12 protein-coding genes are annotated in these 19,071 nt (G+C 73.4%); 10 read left to right on the forward strand and 2 right to left on the reverse strand.

Annotated features, from left to right (window positions below; genetic code table 11):
• Positions 1 to 119: 119 nt before the first annotated feature.
• From ACZ6A9_RS23715 to ACZ6A9_RS23730, 4 genes are all read left to right on the forward strand, one after another.
• Positions 120 to 824, forward strand: a complete 705-nt coding sequence (locus ACZ6A9_RS23715) for a GntR family transcriptional regulator (protein WP_468988577.1) — start codon at positions 120 to 122, stop codon at positions 822 to 824.
• Positions 825 to 928: 104 nt separating this feature from the next.
• The gene (locus tag ACZ6A9_RS23720; RefSeq protein WP_468988580.1) at positions 929 to 2,455 is read left to right on the forward strand and encodes a hypothetical protein; all 1,527 of its coding nucleotides are present in this window, start codon (positions 929 to 931) and stop codon (positions 2,453 to 2,455) included.
• A 49-nt stretch (positions 2,456 to 2,504) separates the two neighbouring features.
• Positions 2,505 to 3,386, forward strand: coding sequence for a hypothetical protein (locus ACZ6A9_RS23725; protein WP_468988582.1), 882 nt, complete (start codon positions 2,505 to 2,507; stop codon positions 3,384 to 3,386).
• Between the two features lie 34 nt (positions 3,387 to 3,420).
• Entirely contained in the window at positions 3,421 to 8,052 is a 4,632-nt protein-coding gene (locus ACZ6A9_RS23730) for a hypothetical protein (RefSeq protein ID WP_468988585.1), read from the forward strand.
• Between the two features lie 24 nt (positions 8,053 to 8,076).
• Here the strand turns inward: ACZ6A9_RS23730 and ACZ6A9_RS23735 are convergent, their stop codons facing one another.
• A complete protein-coding gene (locus ACZ6A9_RS23735; RefSeq protein WP_468988589.1) occupies positions 8,077 to 8,874 on the reverse strand; it encodes an IclR family transcriptional regulator in 798 nt (265 codons plus the stop codon).
• Between the two features lie 117 nt (positions 8,875 to 8,991).
• Positions 8,992 to 9,591: a hypothetical protein gene (locus ACZ6A9_RS23740; RefSeq protein ID WP_468988592.1), complete on the reverse strand. Its 600-nt coding sequence runs from the start codon at positions 9,589 to 9,591 to the stop codon at positions 8,992 to 8,994.
• A gap of 418 nt (positions 9,592 to 10,009) precedes the next feature.
• On the opposite strand from ACZ6A9_RS23740, the gene ACZ6A9_RS23745 reads away from it, so the two are divergent.
• The 6 genes from ACZ6A9_RS23745 (at position 10,010) to ACZ6A9_RS23770 (ending at position 19,060) form a co-directional block, all read left to right on the forward strand.
• Positions 10,010 to 12,976 (forward strand): nitrate- and nitrite sensing domain-containing protein, encoded by a 2,967-nt coding sequence (locus ACZ6A9_RS23745; RefSeq protein WP_468988595.1) that lies wholly within the window; start codon positions 10,010 to 10,012, stop codon positions 12,974 to 12,976.
• Positions 12,973 to 13,407, forward strand: a complete 435-nt coding sequence (locus tag ACZ6A9_RS23750) for a roadblock/LC7 domain-containing protein (protein WP_468988598.1) — start codon at positions 12,973 to 12,975, stop codon at positions 13,405 to 13,407. The genes ACZ6A9_RS23745 and ACZ6A9_RS23750 overlap by 4 nt, the downstream gene beginning before the upstream one ends.
• A 9-nt stretch (positions 13,408 to 13,416) precedes the next feature.
• Entirely contained in the window at positions 13,417 to 13,812 is a 396-nt protein-coding gene (locus ACZ6A9_RS23755; protein WP_468988601.1) for a DUF742 domain-containing protein, read from the forward strand.
• Positions 13,813 to 13,836: 24 nt separating this feature from the next.
• The gene (locus tag ACZ6A9_RS23760; protein ID WP_468988604.1) at positions 13,837 to 17,505 is read left to right on the forward strand and encodes a hydantoinase B/oxoprolinase family protein; all 3,669 of its coding nucleotides are present in this window, start codon (positions 13,837 to 13,839) and stop codon (positions 17,503 to 17,505) included.
• Entirely contained in the window at positions 17,486 to 18,088 is a 603-nt protein-coding gene (locus ACZ6A9_RS23765; protein ID WP_468988609.1) for a GTP-binding protein, read from the forward strand. Before ACZ6A9_RS23760 ends, ACZ6A9_RS23765 begins: the two co-directional genes overlap by 20 nt.
• A 162-nt stretch (positions 18,089 to 18,250) precedes the next feature.
• The gene (locus ACZ6A9_RS23770; RefSeq protein WP_468988613.1) at positions 18,251 to 19,060 is read left to right on the forward strand and encodes a M15 family metallopeptidase; all 810 of its coding nucleotides are present in this window, start codon (positions 18,251 to 18,253) and stop codon (positions 19,058 to 19,060) included.
• The last annotated feature ends 11 nt before the right edge of the window (positions 19,061 to 19,071 follow it).

Genomic DNA, 19,071 nt, shown 5'->3' on the forward strand with positions numbered 1-19,071 from the left:
GGAGGACGAGAGGTGCGGGGTGAGGTGAGCCGTGTCGTGCGCAGTAAGGTAGAGGATCGTTGAACGATCCTTCAATACCCTTGTTGTCCGTCCCCTCCGCGTGCGGTTGAATCCCGGGCATGACGGAGCAGCTGAGCGGACTGGCCGGCGACCGCGCCCTGTTGGGCCGTACCAGCACCGCCGAACGGGTCGCCGACATCCTCAGGAGCCGGATCGCCGAGGGGTACTTCCCGCCGGGGACGCGGCTCTCGGAGGACGGCATCGGCGGCGCCCTCGGCGTCTCGCGCAACACGCTGCGCGAGGCGTTTCGCCTGCTCACCCACGAACGGCTGCTCGTCCACGAGCTCAACCGGGGCGTGTTCGTGCGGGTGCTGACCGTCGAGGACGTCGAGGACATCTACCGCACCCGCCGGCTCGTCGAGTGCGCGGTCGTGCGCGGCCTCGGTGACCCGCCCTACGCGCTCGACGGGCTCGCCGGGGAGGTGGAACGCGGGCGCCGGGCGGCGCGCGAAGGCGACTGGAAAGGTGTGGGTACGGCCAACATCCACTTCCACCGGGAACTGGTGGCGCTCGCCGCCGGCCGGCGCACGGACGAGCTGATGCGCGGCGTCTTCGCCGAACTCCGCCTCGCCTTCCACGTGGTGGACGAGCCCCGGAAGCTGCACGAGCCGTACATCGCGCGCAACGCCGCGATCCTGGAAGCACTCCGGGCCGGCGACCGGGAACAGGCCGAGCACCTGCTCGCGGCCTACCTCGACGTCTCGCTGGAGCAGATGGTGGAGGTGTACCGGCGCCGGGTGGGGGAGACCGGGCAGGGCGGCTGAACCGGCTCGCGGCCGGGCGCCGGACGGCGGTGTGACAACCGTGACGCCGGGGTCCATCTGCCTCGTTTGGGTTGTTGTCAGACCGAGGACCTAGTCTGTGCACCGTGACTTCGCCTGCACCGACGGACAGCGTTCCGCCCCAGCTCAGCGCGGGGCCGCGGCCCGCGCCGGGCCCGGCCGCCGACGAGGGTCTGGCGCGGCGGCTGCGCGCGCTCGCCTGCACCGCGCCGCTGCACGACCTCGACGCGCGCAAGGCCAACCTGGCCGGCGAGTACTCGGTCTACGGCATGGCGGAGATCGCCCTGGCGGGCATCGACCTCGTCACCCTGAACATGGACTTCGACACGGGCGCCGACCACGACCAGATAGTGGCCCGGCTCATCCCGCGCATCGCCGCCCAGGCCCCGCGCCGCCCCGCCGCCGAGCACGAGAGGGTGGCCCGCTGGGTCCTGGAGAACCTGATCAACGTCGGCAGCGTCGACCGCGGCTTCCGCGCGGTGTACGGCGTGTTCGGGGCGGACGGCACCTATGTGCGCCGCGACTACGACTTCAAGCTCATCGAAGAGGTCCCCGGCCCCGGCGGCACCGTGTACCTGCGCACCACGGACGAGGCCGTCAACGTCCTGGTCGGAGCCCTGGACACCGATGTCACCAGCGCGCAGATCGCCGCCGAGGTCAAGCTGGAGGTGCTGATCAGCCGGGGCCGGCTCGCCGACGCCCAGCTCGCCGCCGAACAGGCCCGCTACCGGACCGTGCAGTACTCCGAGACCCTGCGCCGGGCCCTGGACGCCACCCGGCGCAACGTCCGCGCGGTGGACTGGCTCAGCACCGTGCCCGACATGATCGCCGAGGCCCTCGACCACGTCGCGGACCGCTACCGCCACGAGAACGCGATCCTCACCAACATCCGCAAGGCCCGCGACGAGTCCGAGGACCCCGAGCACAAGCGCCGCGCGGCCGAACTGGTGGACATCGTCAAGGACTGCATCCGGCGCCACACCCAGCTCCAGTCCCGGCTGCTGGAGGCCGGCCCGCTGTTCCGCGCCGAACAGGACCGGCAGGCCTTCGCCGCTCCCGCCGCGGCCGCCGGCACCGACCTGTACGGCCAGCTCCTGGCGCCCCTGCTGCCCCTGCCCGTGGAGCGGGCGTCCCGGGTCACCGACGCGTTCTTCGCCCACGGCACCGGACTGCGCACCCCCGTGTCCGTCCGCGTCACCGACCTCGTCGACATCCTGCTGACCCCGCCGGTGGAGCGGGAACACCTCGGCGCCGAAATGCCGGAACCGGACCTGATCGCCACCCCCGACGACAGCCGCTTCAGCGAGGAACAGCTGGCGGCCGCCACCGAACTGCTGGACCTGCCGGCCGACGCGCCACGCCGGCTGTCCGGCCTGCTCGCCGAAGCCCGGCGCCAGGACCCCGAACTGCCCTACCTCGTCGCCCTCCTGGCCGTCCACGCCGCCAGCCCGCCGTTCGGCACCGCCTACCGCCAGGGCGAACGGAAACTGCTCTTCGCCGTGGACGACGGCACCGAACTCGACGACCCCGAGTTCGGCGGCGCCGACCTCGTCGTCGGCACGGCGCTGCTCGACGCGGCGGGCATGGCCGCGGACCGGACGGAGGCCGCATGACCGGGGCGGCAGCGCGTACCGAGGCAATCCAGAGCAAGGAGTCCCGACCGTGACCGAGCACGTCGAGTGGAGTGAGCCGGAGGCCGTGGCCCCACCGGCGAGCACCGCCGTCACGCCCGCCGACGCCGCCGACGCGGCCCGGCTCGTCGCCTTCGGCCTCCAGCCCAAGCTCCAGCCCGCCCGCGACCAGGAGTACGCGGACCTGCTGCGCCGCTACCGCGAGGACCCGCCCTTCGCGCGGCTCGCCGACGCCGTCGCCACCGGCCTGGGTTTGATCGTCCTGGAGGTGTCCCCGCGCGCCGGTATGGCCGTCACCGCCGCCGAGGACTCCGTCTTCGCCGTCCGCATGGGCGACTACGCGCGCCGCACCTCCGCCGACGGCGGCGACCGCTTCCTGCACGGCCTCGCCCACCTCGCCGTCGCCGCCATGGCCTTCCCCCGCCCCGAGGACCTCGCCGACGACGCGTACATCGGCCGCGTCACGGTCAACGGCGTCGACGCCTTCGTCCGCCAGGCCTGCCACCGCCTCGAGGAGCGGGCCGCGCGGCAGGGCGAGAACACCGACCCGGCCAGCGACGCCCCCGGCCTCGAGGCCGCCTGGCGGATCTGGGCCAGACGCAGCGCCACCGGCGCCACCAAGGACGCGCGCCGGCTCGCGGGCTCCACCACCGGCATCGTCGCCAAGGCCGTCACCTTCCTCACCGACTCCGGTTTCCTCCAGCGCACCGGCGACGACAACGGCGGCACCTACCGCACCACCGCCCGCTACCAGCTCCAGGTCCGCGAGATGGCGGGCGGCGCGGCCATGGCCGAACTGCTGGAGCTGGGCGTCGTCCCCGTCACCGACGGCACGCCCACCCTGCTGCCGCCCGAGGACACCGACGACCTGGAACTGGCCGCCGACGCCGGCCTGCCGTTCCACTCCGCCTGACCCCCCACCTCACGAAGCCTCACGAGAGTCCGCCATGTACGAGCTGTCCCGGGTCCGCCTCTACTCCATCGGACCTGCCGGTGCGCGCTACGCCGACACCGTTCTCGACCTGCGCGGTGTCGGCGGGGTGGTGCCGGACCCCGCGCCCACGCAGGCGGAGTTCTTCGAGGAGGAACCCGTCGGCCCGCCGCGCCGGCCCGCCCCCGCCGGGGTGCTCTTCCTGGAGAACGGCGGCGGTAAGTCGGTCCTGCTCAAACTGATCTTCTCCGTGATGCTCCCCGGCCACCGCAACACCCTCGGCGGCGCCAGTTCCGGCGTGCTGCGCAAGTTCCTGCTCGCCGACGACTGCGGCCACGTGGCGCTGGAGTGGCAGCACGTGCAGACCGGCGAGTGCGTCGTCGTCGGCAAGGTCAGCGAGTGGCGAGGCCGCCAGGTGTCGGGCGACCCGCGGAAGTTCGCCGAGGCCTGGTACTCGCTGCGCCCCGGCCCCGGACTCGGCCTGGACAACCTCCCCGTCGCCGAGTCCACCGCCGTCCGGCCGTCCGCCGAGGGCCAGTCGGGCGCCCGCGGACGGCGCCGCACCATGAAGGGCTTCCGCGACGCCCTGACCGAGGCCGGCAAGACCTACCCGCACCTGGAGGTCCACTGGGAGGAGATCCATGAGCGCTGGACCGAGCACCTCGGCGAACTCGGACTCGACCCCGAACTCTTCCGCTACCAGCGGGAGATGAACGCCGACGAGGGCGAAGCCGCCGGCCTCTTCGCGGTCAAGAAGGACTCCGACTTCACCGACCTGCTGCTGCGCGCCGTCACCGACACCCGCGACACCGACGGACTGGCCGACCTGGTCAGCGGCTTCGGCAACAAGCTGGGCCGCCGCGCCGAACTCATCGCCGAACGCGACTTCACCGCCGGGTCCGTCGACCTGCTCGGCCGGATCGTCGAAGCCGCCGGAACCCGCGCCCGCGCACGGGAGATCCACACCGCGGCCGAGCGCCGCACCCGCGCCCTGGCCCGCCGGCTCTCCGCACGCGGCGCCCGGGAACGCGTCCGCGCCGCCGACCTGGCCCAGCGCGTCACCGCGGCCGCGCACGCCGTCACCCACGCCGAGTCGGCACGCGGGCACAGCGCGCTGATCTCCGCCGAACTCGCCTACCGGCACGCCTCCCTGGCACTCGCCGCGGCCGAGAAGTCAGCCGCCGCCCAGAAGCGCGAACTCGCCGACGCCCGCACCCTGTACGCGGCCTGGCAGGCCGCCGAGGCCGTACTGCGCCACCGCGCCGCGTCCGACCGCGTGGCCAGGGTGTCCGCCGCGATCCGGGAAGCGGAACGGGACGCGGCACCGGCGCTCGCGGCCCGCGCCAAGGCAGCCGTCGACCTGGTCCGCGCCCTGCACGCCGCCGCACAGGACGCCGAGAACCTCGCCAACGAGCAGGAGGAGCGGTCCGCCGCGCTCCAGGAAGTCAGCGACGGCGCCTACCGCGACTCCACCGCCGCCGCCACCGAGGCACAGCGGGCCCGCAGCGAGATCGGGCACCTGCGGCAGCGGCTCACCGAGGTCGAACAGGAGACCGCCGAGGCGGTACGGGCCGGCTGGCTCGACGACAGCGCTCCCGACGCCGACCCCGCCCGGGCCGCCCTCGCCGCCAGCGACGCGGAGAAGGCGGCCGTCGCCGCCTGGGACGCCGCCCGGGAGACCTCCGGCAGGGCCACCGAGCACGCACGGGAGGCGGCCGCCGCCGAGAGCCGCGCGGAACTCACCGCGGCCCGCGCGGCCGACGCGGCCACGGCAGCCGAACGCGCCCACGAGGGCGAGCGCCGCACGGCCGAAGCGCTGGCCGCCGAGCAGCGGCTGACGGAACTGCTGAGCCTGCCCGCGGCCTCCGGCAGACGGCGGGCCGGTGTACCGGGGCCGCGCACGCAGGACCCCGCCCCGGGTACCACCGACGAGGGTGCCCTGACCGCCGAGGAACTCGACCGCTTCGCCGACGAACTGCGCGAACTGCTCGACGACGCCGTTTCCTCCGCCGAACGGCAGCTGTTCGACCTGCGCACCGCAGCCGCGGACGACGCCCGGATCCTCGGCGCTCTCGGTGACGGCGGCCTGCTCCCGCCCGGCCCGGACGTACTGGCCGCCGTCGAGTTCCTCGGCGAGCACGGCATCCCCGCCCTGCCGGGATGGCGCTACCTCGCCCAGGCCGTCGACCCGGCCGACCACGCCCGTGTCCTGGCAGCCCGGCCCGAACTGGTCGACGGTGTCATCATCACCGACCCCGGCTCCCACGCCCGCGCCCGCGAGGCGCTGAGCGACGCCGCCCTGCTGCCCCGGTCCACCGTCGCCGTCGGTACGGCCGCGGCGCTGCTCGCCCCCACGCCGGCACCCGGCACGGACACCGGCGACGTGTTCCTCGTACCACCGAACCCGGCCATGCACGACGAGCACGCCGCCGACGAGGAGCGGCAGACGCTGCGCGCCCGGGCCACCGAGCGCGACGAGGAGATCCGCTCCCTGGCCGCCCGCCTCGGCAAGGACCGGGAACTGGCCGCCCGGCTGACCTCCTGGCGCTCCGGCTGCCCCGCCGGACGGCTCACCGAGCTGGCCGGGGCGGCGCACGAGGCGCGGGCCTTCGCCGAGGAGGCCGAGGCCGAACTGGCCGAGGCACGCACCGTGCGCGCGGAGGCCGAGGAGACCGCCGCGGAGGCCGCCCGGGTCCGCGACGAGCGCCAGGAGGCGGCACAGAGGGCCCGGCGCGCCGCCGACGCCCTCGCCGGACTCGCCTTCCGGCTGCGTGAACGGGCCGGCTGGCAGGTCAAGCTGCGCGAACTGGCCGACGACGCGACCGAGGCGGAGGCACGCGCCCAGACCTGCCTGGACCGGGCACGCGCCGCCGACGAGGACCGGCGCGGCGCCCAGCGTGCCGCCGACGACGCCCGGCGCACCGCCCGGGCCCTGCGCGCCGAGCGCTCCGAGATCGCGGGCGCCCCCGACGACGTGCCCGAGGACGGTACGCAGGCCCCGCAGGCGTCGCTGCCCGCCCTGCGCGAGGCGTACCGCGCCGCCTCGCAGGTCTACGAGAAAGTCGGCGTCGGCGCCGACCTGCGCGCCGAACAGGCCCGCGCGGAGAGCGACGAGAGCGCCGCCCGCGCCGAGCTGGACCGGCTCAGCAACAAGGTCCGCACCCGCGCGGAGCTGCTGCTGCAGTCGCCCGACGGCTCCGACGGCCCCAGCCGGCAGGCGGCCGCCGCCCGCGCCGAAGAACTGGTACAGCTCCTGGAGACCCGGATGTCCGGCGCGAGCGAGCAGCTCGGCCGACTGCGGGGCGAGGCCGAGCGACTCGCGCCCGAGGACGGCGAGGCGCACATCGGGCTCCCCGGTGAACTGGTCCCCGGCGACGCCGACCACGCACAGGCGCTGCTGCGCACCGCGACCACCGAACTGGCCGCCCACAGTGAGGCCTTGCGTCAGGCACGGGAGGCGCACACCGAACTCCTCGACGCCCACCGGGCCGCCGAGGACGCGGCCGGTGGCTTCGACGAGATCGCCGCCATGCTCCGCGACCTGCTGCGCGAACACGCTCCCGACGACGAGCGGGAACAGCCGGAGCCCTACCCGGGCAGCCCGGACGAGGCCCGGCAGTCCGCCGCCGAGGCCCGCCGCTCCCTGCGGGGCTGCGCCGCCGACCTGTCCGCCGCCGAGTCCGCCGTGCGCGAGGCGAGCGACGTCCTCGTCCGGCACGCCAACTCCACGCGTTACGAGCAGGTCCGCACCCCCGCTCGCCAGCAGATCCGCGAACTGCCCGCCGCCACGCTGCCCGAGCACGCCCAGAAGTGGGCCGACGCCTTCGCACCCCGCCTCCGGGTCCTCACCGACGAGCTCGAGCAGCTGGAGCGCAACCGCGACTCGATCGTGGACCGGCTCAGGGGGCTGGTCGAGTCAGCCCTCGCCACCCTCCGCTCCGCCCAGCGGCTGTCCCGGCTGCCGGAGGGCCTCGGTGAGTGGTCCGGCCAGGAGTTCCTGCGCATCCGCTTCGAGGAGCCCGACCAGGCCACCCTCACCGAGCGCCTCGGCGAGGTCATCGACGAGGCGACCCGGGCGGCCGTGCGGAAGAACTCCGACCTGCGCCGCGACGGCATGTCCCTGCTGCTGCGCGGGGTCGCCGCCGCCCTCCGGCCGAAGGGCATCGCCGTCGAGATCCTCAAACCCGACGCGGTACTGCGCGCCGAGCGGGTGCCCGTCGGGCAGATGGGCGACGTGTTCTCCGGTGGCCAGCTGCTGACCGCCGCGATCGCCCTGTACTGCACGATGGCCGCCCTGCGCTCCAACGACCGGGGCCGGGACAGGCACCGGCACGCCGGCACGCTGTTCCTGGACAACCCCATCGGCCGCGCCAACGCCACCTATCTGCTGGAACTCCAGCGCGCGGTCGCCGACGCGCTCGGCGTCCAGCTCCTGTACACCACCGGCCTGTTCGACACGACGGCGCTCGCCGAGTTCCCCCTCGTCATCCGGCTGCGCAACGACGCCGACCTGCGGGCCGGCCTGAAGTACATCAGCGTGGAGGAACACCTGCGGCCGGGGCTCCCCCAGCAGGACCCGGACGGGGAGGCACACAGCGAGATCACCGCGACCCGCATGTTCAAGCGGCCCGCCCCCGCGAACGGCTGACCGGCGCATCCGAGGGCGGCGCGCTCAGAACCCGTAGCCCATGCGCCGGGACAGTTCGGCCGCGGCCGCCGCCGTCCGGCTGCCCGACCGGGGCAGCCGCTCCGCGGTCAGCCGGTACACGGGGCCCGAGACACTGATCGCCGCGATCACGGACCCGTCGTGCGAGCGGACCGGCGCCGCGACGGCGGCGAGCCCGAGCTCCAGCTCCTCCAGCGTCACGGCGTACCCCTGCGCGAGGACCTCGTCCAGCTCGGCGCGCAGCACGGGCGGATCGGTGACCGTGTGCTCCGTGAACCGGGGCAGCGGGCGGGCGAGGCGGTCTTCGCGCAGAGCGGGCGGCATATGGGCCAGGAACACCTTGCCGCTGGAGGTGGCGTGCAGCGGGGTGCGCCTGCCGAGCCAGTTCTGCGCCGTGACCGCCGCCGTGCCGCGGGCCTGCATGATGTTCACGGCCGCGTCCTCGTCCAGGACCGCCATGTTGACGGTCTCGCCCAGCTCGTCCGCGAGCTCCCGGCACACGGGGACGCCCTCCTGGGAGATGTCGAGCCGCAGGGCGGCCGCCCCCGCCAGACGCAGCACACCCGCCCCCAGGTGGTAGGCGCCATGTCCCTTGGTCCGGGCCACCAGACCCCGGTTCTCCAGCGCACCGAGCAGCCGGAAGGCCGTCGACTTGTGCACCTCCAGCTCAGCGGCGATCTCCGTGACGCCCGCCTCGCCGCGCCGGCCGAGGATCTCCAGCACGCTCACCGCACGGTCCACGGACTGCACGGCGCTCGCGGCGCCTGCGCCGTTCCTTTCGGGCTCGTTCCCCGCGCGGGTCATGGTCGGGCTCTCACCATCTTGTCGGGAGCGGTCGCGCAGGACGCTCGAACACGTCGTACGAGACTTCAGGGTATCGGGGCCCCCGCACGCGGCGGCGGCCACGACACCGACACCGGGTCAGGAGTGGGACAGCTGCCCGGCTCCGCCGCGCCGGCGTATGCGCGCCCGGGCACGCTCGGCGGACCGCTCCTGACGGCGGGCGCGCCGCCGCTCGCGCCGCAGGGCGCGCGCCGTGCTGCTGGGCACGGACACCACACCGTGGCGCTGGTTCCAGACCTGGCGGGTCACCCACACGTCCAGCGCCGCCCAGGTCGCCAGGATCGTACTGACGACACTGCTGATGACCATGGGGAAGGCCAGCCAGGACCCGGCCAGCGTGCACAGGAAGGCCACCATGGCCTGAATCATCGTCACCGAGATGACGATCACCGCCCGCACCGCGGCCGTCCGCACCGGATCGGGCAGCCGGCGCCGACGCGCCGGCTCCTCGACCCACAGCGGCCGGTGACGCTCTGGTGCGCGGGCGCCGCCGGACTCGCCCGTACCCATCGCGGCCTCCCGCGCCGCTCCGTCCGGGGCCGCCCGCGCGGCCGACGTGGCGCCCGGCCGGCGCTCGGCCGTGAGGGGGCCGTGACCGGGCACTCCGGTACCCGGCCGCGACTCCTTCCGTGTCGCCGCGTCGCTCTCGGGCGCCCCGCGCCGCTCCGCCGTGCCCATCAACGTGTCACTCCCCACCGCCAGCAGACCGCTCGCCGTTGTCCGAAGACCCGACACATCAGTGGCTGCCCGGCTTGCGCTGTCTTACGCCGCCCGGGTACGGGACGCGGCTCCTGTGGCCGATTCCGCCCCCATTTCCCACAGAGAAGGACGAACGGCACGCCGCGAAGATTCCCGAACGGGAAAGAATTCGGCCAACGCCGCCCGTCCGCCCGGGAGGTCTGCGCACGGCGCACGCCCCGCCCCGCGGGAGGCAATCTCCCGCAATGAACGGACAACTCGCCATCTCCCGCCACCAGTACGGAACTCAAGCTTCCGGACACGTCTTCGAGTTGGCCCCGCCGCGGTAGTAGGCTCGCGCCGTTTGTAGACGCACATGCGTACCCCCGGACGTCCGGGGGCCGAGCTGGGGGAGGCCATGCGCTTTCGCGGGAAGTCCATCCGCCGGAAGATCGTGGCGCTGCTTCTCGTGCCGCTGGTGTCCCTGACGACGATCTGGGCCTTCACCACGGTGCTCACGGGCCGCGAGGCAAGCCACCTGTTCGACGTGTCGTCGGTGATGGAGGAGGTCGGCTATCCCGTCGAGGACACCGTGCGGGTCCTCCAGCAGGAACGCCGCCAGACCCTCGTCTATCTCGCCGACCCCCGCGCCTCCGAAGGACTCGCCGCACTGCGGCGCAGCCGCGCCGCCACCGACAAGGCCGTCGCCGCCGTCCGCAGCAGCGCGGACGACACCCGGGTGCGCGAGGCCATGCACGGCGACTCCAGTGCACTGAACGACGTCCTCGCATCGTTCGACGGCATCGAGTCCCTCCGCCGCAGCGTCGAGGACGGCACCGTCGACCGAGCCCAGGCCCTCGACCTCTACAACCGTCTGGTCGATCCCTGCTACGTGCTGCTCACCAGTCTGCACGCGGTCGACGACGTCGAACTCGACAAGCAGTACCGCGCCCTCGTCAGCCTCGCGCGCGCCCGCGAACTGCTCTCCCGCGAGGACGCCCTCCTCGGCTCCGCGCTGATCGTCGGCACGCTCTCCCGCGCCGAAGTGCGCGACATCTCCGACCTCATCGCCCAGCGCACACTGCTGTACGACGCCGGCCTGCCACAGCTGCCCCCGGCCGAACGCGACCGTTACGAGACGTTCTGGAAGAACGCCGCGTCCGCCCCGCTGCGCGTGGGCGAGGAGGCCGCCGTCTCCTCCGGCACCGGGCCGCCCCGCGGGATCACCGCGAAGAGCTGGGACACCGCAGCCGGTCATGTGCTCGCCGAGCTCGGCACCCTCAACGACGAGGCCACCGACCGCTACCAGGATCGCGTCCGCCCCGTCGCCATGGGCGTCATCGCACAGGCCGTCATCGTCGGCGTCCTCGGACTGATCGCCCTCCTGACCTCCCTGTTCCTCTCCGTACGCGTCGGCCGCGGCCTCATCCGCGACCTGCGGAAGCTGCGCCTGGAGGCGCACGAGGCGTCCGGCGTGCGGCTGCCCAGCGTGATGCGCCGCCTCTCGGCCGGCGAACAGGTCGACGTCGAGACCGAGGTTCCGCGCCTGGAGTACGACAAGAACGAGATGGGAGAGGTCGGCCAGGCCCTCAACACCCTCCAGCGCGCCGCCGTGGAGGCCGCCGTCAAACAGGCCGAACTGCGCTCCGGCGTCTCCGAGGTGTTCGTCAACCTCGCCCGCCGCAGCCAGGTCCTGCTGCACAAGCAGCTCACCCTGCTGGACGCCATGGAGCGCAGGACCGAGGACACCGGCGAACTCGCCGACCTCTTCCGTCTGGACCACCTCACCACCCGCATGCGCCGGCACGCCGAGGGCCTGGTGATCCTCTCCGGAGCCGCTCCCTCCCGACAGTGGCGCAAACCCGTCCAGCTCATGGACGTTGTACGCGCCGCCGTCGCCGAGGTCGAGGACTACGAACGCATCGAGGTCCGCCGGCTGCCCAGGGTCGCCGTCACCGGCCCGGCCGTCGCCGACCTCACCCACCTGGTGGCCGAACTGCTGGAGAACGCCACGGTGTTCTCCCCGCCGCACACCGCCGTGCAGGTCGTGGGGGAGCGCGTGGCCAACGGCTTCACCCTGGAGATCCACGACCGCGGGCTCGGCATGGCGGCCGACGCGCTCCTGGACGCCAACCTCCGGCTCGCCGAGACCCCGGAGTTCGAACTCTCCGACACCGACCGGCTCGGACTGTTCGTCGTCAGCCGTCTCGCCCAGCGCCAGAACGTCCGGGTCTCCCTCCAGCCCTCCCCGTACGGGGGGACCACAGCGGTCGTCTTCCTCCCCGACGCGCTGCTGACGGACGACGTCCCGGACACCAACGGTGTCGGCTTCCGCCTCGACCGGCCCCGGCGTGCCGCGGACAAGGAGCCCGAGGACAGCCGCCGCGCCGCGCTCTCCCAGGTCCCCGTCCAACTGCCCCGGCTGCCCGCCTCGGTGCTCGACGGACCGGTCGAACTGGAAGCCCCCGTGGACCTGGACGCCCTCACCGGCTTCCCCGGCGCCCTCGGCGACGAGGACAGCGAGCACGGCGGGCTCTTGCGCCCCCGGCGCTCCCTCACCGAGGACGAGCGGCCCGGCCGCGGCCACGAGTCCCGCCCCCCGGCTCCGGGCGCCGCGCAGGACACCGGCGACCCTGCGAGTGCCCCGGTTCCCCTCACCCGCAGGGCCACCCCCAAGCTGGTCAGCTCCCACGGCCGCCCGGTCCGCGACCAGGGTGCCCGTGGCGAGCGGGGGGACGCGGAGCAGGGGGCCGCCCAGCCGGGCCGCCCCGAACTCGAAGCGGCGCCCTCGCTGCCCTCCCGCCGCCGCGCGGAGAGCGCCGCCGGACGCCGGGAGCCCGGCCGTCCGGATCCGGAGCCCCTCGCCCCGCTGCCCGCCCGCAGGCGCACCGAGCGGCCGGCCCCCGGTCTCGCGCACGAGGAGCACGGGGACCCGGACGCGGAGACACCGCCGCCCCTGCCCGCCCGCCGGCGGACCGCGGAGCGCGCCCGCCCCGCTGCGGGCGACCCCGGGCGGATCGGTACCCCGGCAGCCGAGCCGGCCGCCGGCCCGCCCCGGCGCACCCGCCGCCCGGCGATCACGACGAGCGGGCCCGACGACTCCTCGCCGGCCCCGGACGGGACCGGTACCCCCGCGGAACAGCCCGACGGCGGATCACTGCCCCGCCGGGTACGGCAGGCCAGCCTGGCCCCCCAGCTCAAGCGCGGCACCGAACCGCGGAACGGGGACCGGACCCGGCCCGTCGAACGGGACGCGGACGAAGTACGCGACCGCATGGCCTCGCTCCAGCGCGGATGGCAGCGCGGCCGCGAGGAGAACGCCGCGGGCGACGAAGACGCCGACGGCACAGCACCACGACGAACGACAGAGGGGGACGGTCGATGACCGCACCGAGGGCCACCGGCCACACCGAGACCGACAAGGGGGAGCTGAACTGGCTCCTCGACGACCTGGTCGACCGCGTCGCCAGCATCCGCAAGGCGATCGTGCTCTCCGGCGACGGCCTGCCCACGGGCGCGTCGAAGGACCTGACCCGTGAGGACAGCGAGCACCTGGCCGCCGTCGCCTCCGGATTCCACAGCCTCGCCAAGGGCGTGGGCCGCCACTTCGAGGCCGGGGACGTCCGCCAGACCGTCGTCGAACTCGACGAGGCGTTCCTCTTCGTGACCGCCGCGGGCGACGGGAGCTGCCTCGCCGTCCTCACGGACGCCGACTCCGACGTCGGACAGGTCGCCTACGAGATGACGCTCCTCGTGAAGCGGGTCGGTGTGCATCTGGGCGCCGCACCACGCACCGATCTGCCCTCGGGCGGGTAGTGAGAGGACATGAGCGCTGACGGTCAGGACAGAAGCCACTGGTTCGACGACGAGGCCGGGCCTGTCGTCCGTCCGTACGCCATGACGCGGGGCCGCACCACCAGTGCGGCCCAGCACCGCCTCGACCTGATCGCGGTGGTCGTCACGGAGCCGTACGCGGACGACCCGGAGGACGATCCCACCCTCTCCCCGGAGCATGTGGACATCGTCCGGCTGTGCCGCGACACCTCCTCGACGGTCGCCGAACTCGCCGCCGAACTCGACCTGCCCATCGGAGTGGTCCGGGTCCTCGTCGGGGACCTGGTGGACGGCGAATTCGTCCATGTGAACCGGCCCGTACCCCCGGCGGAACTGCCGGACGAGAGTATTCTGCGCGACGTGATCAACGGCCTCCGGGCGCTGTGACCGGCGCGGAAGCGGAGTACTGACGTGACAGGCTGGCAGTTCTGGGTCGACCGAGGCGGCACCTTCACCGACATCGTCGCGCGGCGCCCCGACGGCCAGCTGCTCACCCACAAGGTGCTGTCCGACAACCCGGCCCCGGACCGTGCTCGTGCCGGCGCGAGCACGGACGCGGCGGTCGCCGGCGTCCGCGCGCTGCTCGGCGGATCGGGTGACCCCGTCGACAGCGTGCGCATGGGCACCACGGTCGCCACCAACGCCCTCCTCGAACGCAAGGGCGAACGAACCCTGCTGGTCGTCACCCGGGGCTTCCGCGACGCCCTGCGCATCGCCTACCAGAACCGCCCCCGCATCTTCGCCCGCCGCATCGACCTGCCCGAGCTGCTGTACGAACGGGTCGTCGAGGTGGACGAGCGCATCGCGGCCGACGGCACCGTCCTGCGCGCCCCCGACCTCCACGCCCTCTCCCCAGCGCTGCGACAGGCCTACGACGACGGGATCCGCGCGGTCGCCGTGGTCTGCATGCACAGCCACCTCCACCCCGCCCACGAACAGCGCATCGGAGAGCTCGCCGCCCGTACCGGCTTCCCGCAGATCTCGCTGTCCAGCGAGGTCAGCCCGCTGATGAAGCTCGTCCCGCGCGGCGACACCGCCGTGGTCGACGCCTACCTCTCGCCCGTACTGCGACGCTACGTCCGCCATGTCGCCGACGAACTCGAAGGCGTACGGCTGATGTTCATGCAGTCCAACGGCGGACTCACCGAGGCCGGGCAGTTCCGAGGCAAGGACGCGATCCTCTCCGGGCCGGCCGGCGGCATCGTCGGCATGGCACGCATGTCGCAGCTCGCCGGCTTCGACCGCGTCATCGGCTTCGACATGGGCGGCACCTCCACCGACGTCTCGCACTTCGCGGGCGAGTACGAGCGGGTCCTCACCACACAGATCGCCGGGGTCCGGCTGCGCGCGCCCATGCTCGACATCCACACCGTCGCCGCCGGCGGCGGCTCCGTCCTGCACTTCGACGGCGCCCGCTACCGGGTCGGGCCGGACTCGGCGGGAGCGGACCCGGGCCCCGCCTGCTACCGGCGCGGCGGCCCGCTCGCCGTCACCGACGCCAACGTCATGCTCGGGCGGATCCAGCCCGCCCACTTCCCCGCCGTGTTCGGGCCGGACGGCGACCGGCCCCTCGACGCCGAGGTCGTCCGCGACCGCTTCACCGCCCTCGCCCGCGAGATCCACGAACGGACCGGTGACGACCGCACCCCCGAGCAGGTCGCCGAGGGCTATCTGCAGATCGCCGTCGCCGACATCGCCGGCGCGGTGAAGCGGATCTCCGTACAGAAGGGCCACGACATCACCCGGTACGCCCTGACCACCTTCGGCGGGGCGGGCGGACAGCACGCGTGCATGGTCGCCGACTCCCTCGGGATCCGCACCGTCCTCGTCCCGCCCATGGCGGGAGTCCTGTCCGCACTCGGCATCGGCCTCGCCGACACCACCGCCATGCGGGAGCGGTCCGTCGAAGCGCCCCTGGAGCACGCCTCGATGCCCGGCGTGCACCAGAGGGCCGACGACCTGGAGAGGGCGGCCCGCGCCGAACTCCGCGCCGAGGACGTCCCCGAGGAGCGCATCGAGGTCACCCGCCGCGCCCAGCTCCGCTACGACGGCACCGACACCACCCTCACCGTCGAGCTGACCGACCCCGTAACGATGCGGCGCGCCTTCGAAGCACGTCATCGCGCCACGTACTCCTTCACGCTCGACCGCCCGATCGTCGTCGAAGCACTCTCCGTCGAAGCCACCGGCATCACGGATCCCCCCGATCTCTCCGCGCTCGCGCCCCGTCACGCCGCTCCGGGACAGCGTGCCGCCGCCCCGCGGACCGTCCGCCTCCACACCGGCGGCGCCTGGCGCGACGTCCTCCTCCACCGCCGGGAGGACCTTCCCCCCGGCGACACGGTCACCGGCCCGGCGATCATCACCGAGTCCGGTGCGACGACCGTCGTCGACGACGGCTGGCGGGCCGCGGTGAGGGACGACGGGCATCTGGTCATGGAACGCGCGGCCGTTACGGAGAGTTCCGACGTCGACACGGAAGCCGACCCGGTCCTGCTGGAGATCTTCAACAACCTCTTCATGTCCATCGCCGAACAGATGGGTGCCCGCCTCGAGTCCACCGTCCAGTCCGTCAACATCAAGGAGCGCCTGGACTTCTCCTGCGCCCTCTTCGACCCCGACGGAAACCTGGTGGCCAACGCCCCGCACATCCCCGTCCACCTGGGGTCGATGGGCACGAGCGTCAAGGAGGTCATCCGGCGGCGCGGCGCGTCCATGCGCCCCGGGGACACCTACGCCGTGAACGACCCGTACCACGGCGGCACCCATCTGCCCGACGTCACCGTGATCACCCCGGTCTTCGGCACCGGACCCACGGACACCACGGAGAGTGACACCGGTGTCCTCTTCTACGTCGCCTCACGCGGCCACCACGCCGAGATCGGCGGTATCGCCCCCGGCTCCATGCCGGCCGACAGCCGCACCATCCACGAAGAGGGCGTCCTCTTCGACAACTGGCTCCTCACCGAGGACGGCCGCCTCCGCGAGGAGGAGACCCTCCGCCTCCTCACCGAGGCCCCCCACCCGTCCCGCAACCCCCGGACCAACCTCGCCGACCTGCGCGCCCAGATCGCCGCCAACCGCAAGGGCGTCGACGAAGTGGGCCGCATGATCGAGCACTTCGGACTCGACGTCGTCCAGGCGTACATGAAGCACGTCCAGGACAACGCCGAAGAGGCGGTGCGCCGCGTCGTCGACGCCCTGGACGACGGCGAGTACGCCTACGAGACCGACTCCGGTGCCGTCATCCGCGTCCACGTCCGCGTGGACCGCGCGCACCGGAGCGCGACCATCGACTTCACCGGCACCTCCGCCCAGTTGCCCACCAACTTCAACGCCCCCCGCTCGGTCGTCAACGCGGCCGTGCTGTACGTCTTCCGCACCCTGGTCGCCGACGACATCCCGCTCAACGACGGCTGTCTGCGCCCGCTGCGGATCGTCGTCCCGCCCGGCACCATGCTCGCGCCCGCACCGCCGGCCGCGGTCGTGGCGGGCAACGTGGAGACCTCCCAGGCCATCACCGGCGCCCTCTACGCCGCCCTCGGCGTCCAGGCGGAGGGCTCCGGCACCATGAACAACGTCACCTTCGGCAACGCCCGCCACCAGTACTACGAGACGGTCGCCTCCGGCTCGGGCGCCGGTGACGGCTTCCGGGGCGCGTCCGTGGTGCAGACCCACATGACCAACTCACGGCTCACCGACCCCGAGATCCTGGAGTGGCGACTGCCCGTCCGTCTCGAGGAGTTCACGGTGCGCCGCGGCAGCGGAGGCGCCGGACGGTGGCGCGGCGGGGACGGAGCCGTGCGCCGCATCCGCTTCCTGGAGCCCATGACCGTCTCCACCCTGTCCCAGCACCGCAGGGTCCCCCCGTACGGCATGGCGGGCGGGGAACCCGGAGCAGTGGGCGCCAACCGGGTCGAGCGAGCGGACGGTACGCTCACCCGGCTCGCCGGAAGCGACTCGACCGACGTCGGCGCCGACGACGTACTCGTCATCGAAACCCCCGGCGGCGGGGGATACGGCCCGCCGCCCGAACCCCATCAAGCAGGAGAAGAGATCGATGATCTTCGGGCGTTCTGAGCGCGGCAAGCCCCCGGTCGAGCCCGTCACGCTCAAGATCCTGGTGGCCGGCGGCTTCGGCGTGGGCAAGACCACGCTCGTCGGCGCGGTCAGCGAGATCAGGCCGCTGCGCACCGAGGAACTCCTCACCGAGGCGGGCCGTCCGGTCGACGACACCAGCGGTGTGGAGGCCAAGAGCACCACGACCGTGGCCATGGACTTCGGCCGAATAACGCTCCGTGAGGACCTGGTGCTGTACCTCTTCGGCACACCCGGCCAGGAGCGGTTCTGGTTCATGTGGGACGAGCTGTCCGAGGGTGCCCTCGGAGCCGTCGTCCTCGCCGACACCCGGCGCCTGGAGGACTGCTTCGCCGCCATCGACTACTTCGAGCGGCGCTCCATCCCGTTCCTCGTCGGCGTCAACTGCTTCGAGGGGGCCGCCCGTTACCCGCAGGACGACGTCCGCCGGGCCCTCGACCTCGACGACCACGTACCGCTGATGATGTGCGACGCGCGGGACCGGGAGTCGGTCAAGGAGGCCCTCATCGGCGTCGTCCAGCACGCCATGGCCCGCTCCTCGCGGCGACGGGCGGTCGCCACCTGAGGAAGACGGCGGACACCCGGCCCGCACCCCGCCGACCGGGGTACGGGCCCCGCGCGCGGCAGACGCGCCAGACGTGTGCCGTCAGCGTCAAGGCCGCCGACGGCAACGGTTGCCGGCCACGTCCTTTCCCTCCACCGCGCCCACCTGATAGATGCAGGGGACATGACACGACTCTCCGCCGTGGTACGAGGTCTGGCCACCGCCCTCGCCGCCCTGCTCGCCGCGACCGCCGCGTCCGCCCCAGCCCGGGCGAAGCCCGAACCCGGGGCGCCCCGGGACTTCGTGGCGCTGCACGACGTGGACCCGACGATCATCCAGGAGATCCGCTACTTCACCCCGCGCAACTTCGTCGGCGAGCCCGTCGACGGCTACCGGCAGCCGCTGTGCATCCTCACCCGTCCCGCAGCCCAGGCGCTCCGCACCGCACAGCGCGAGCTCCTGCGCCAGGGCTACTCGCTCAAGGTGTACGACTGCTACCGGCCCCAACGCGCGGTGAACCACTTCGTGCGCTGGGCCGAGGACCTCGACGACGTCAGGACGAAGGCCGAGTTCTACCCGAACGTCGACAAGAGCCGGCTGTTCGCCGACGGCTACATCGCGGAGAAGTCCGGCCACAGCCGCGGCTCCACGGTGGACCTCACCCTCGTGAAGCTCCCCGCCCGGCCGGCCCGCCCCCACCGCCCCGGACAGCCCCCGGCGCCCTGTTTCGCCCCCAAGGACGAGCGGTCCCCCGACAGTTCCGTGGACATGGGCACCGGCTACGACTGCTTCGACACCCTCAGCCACACCCTCGACCCGCGCATCCGCGGCGAACAGCGCGCCAACCGGCTGCTGCTCAAGAACACCCTGGAGGGCCGCGGATTCGTGAACCTCGCCGAGGAGTGGTGGCACTACACCTTCAAGCCCGAGACCCACCCCGACACCTACTTCGACTTCCCGGTGTCCCGCAGCTCCCTCACCGGCCGCCACTGACCCACCTGCCG

This window comes from Streptomyces sp. NPDC041124 (assembly GCF_055592385.1).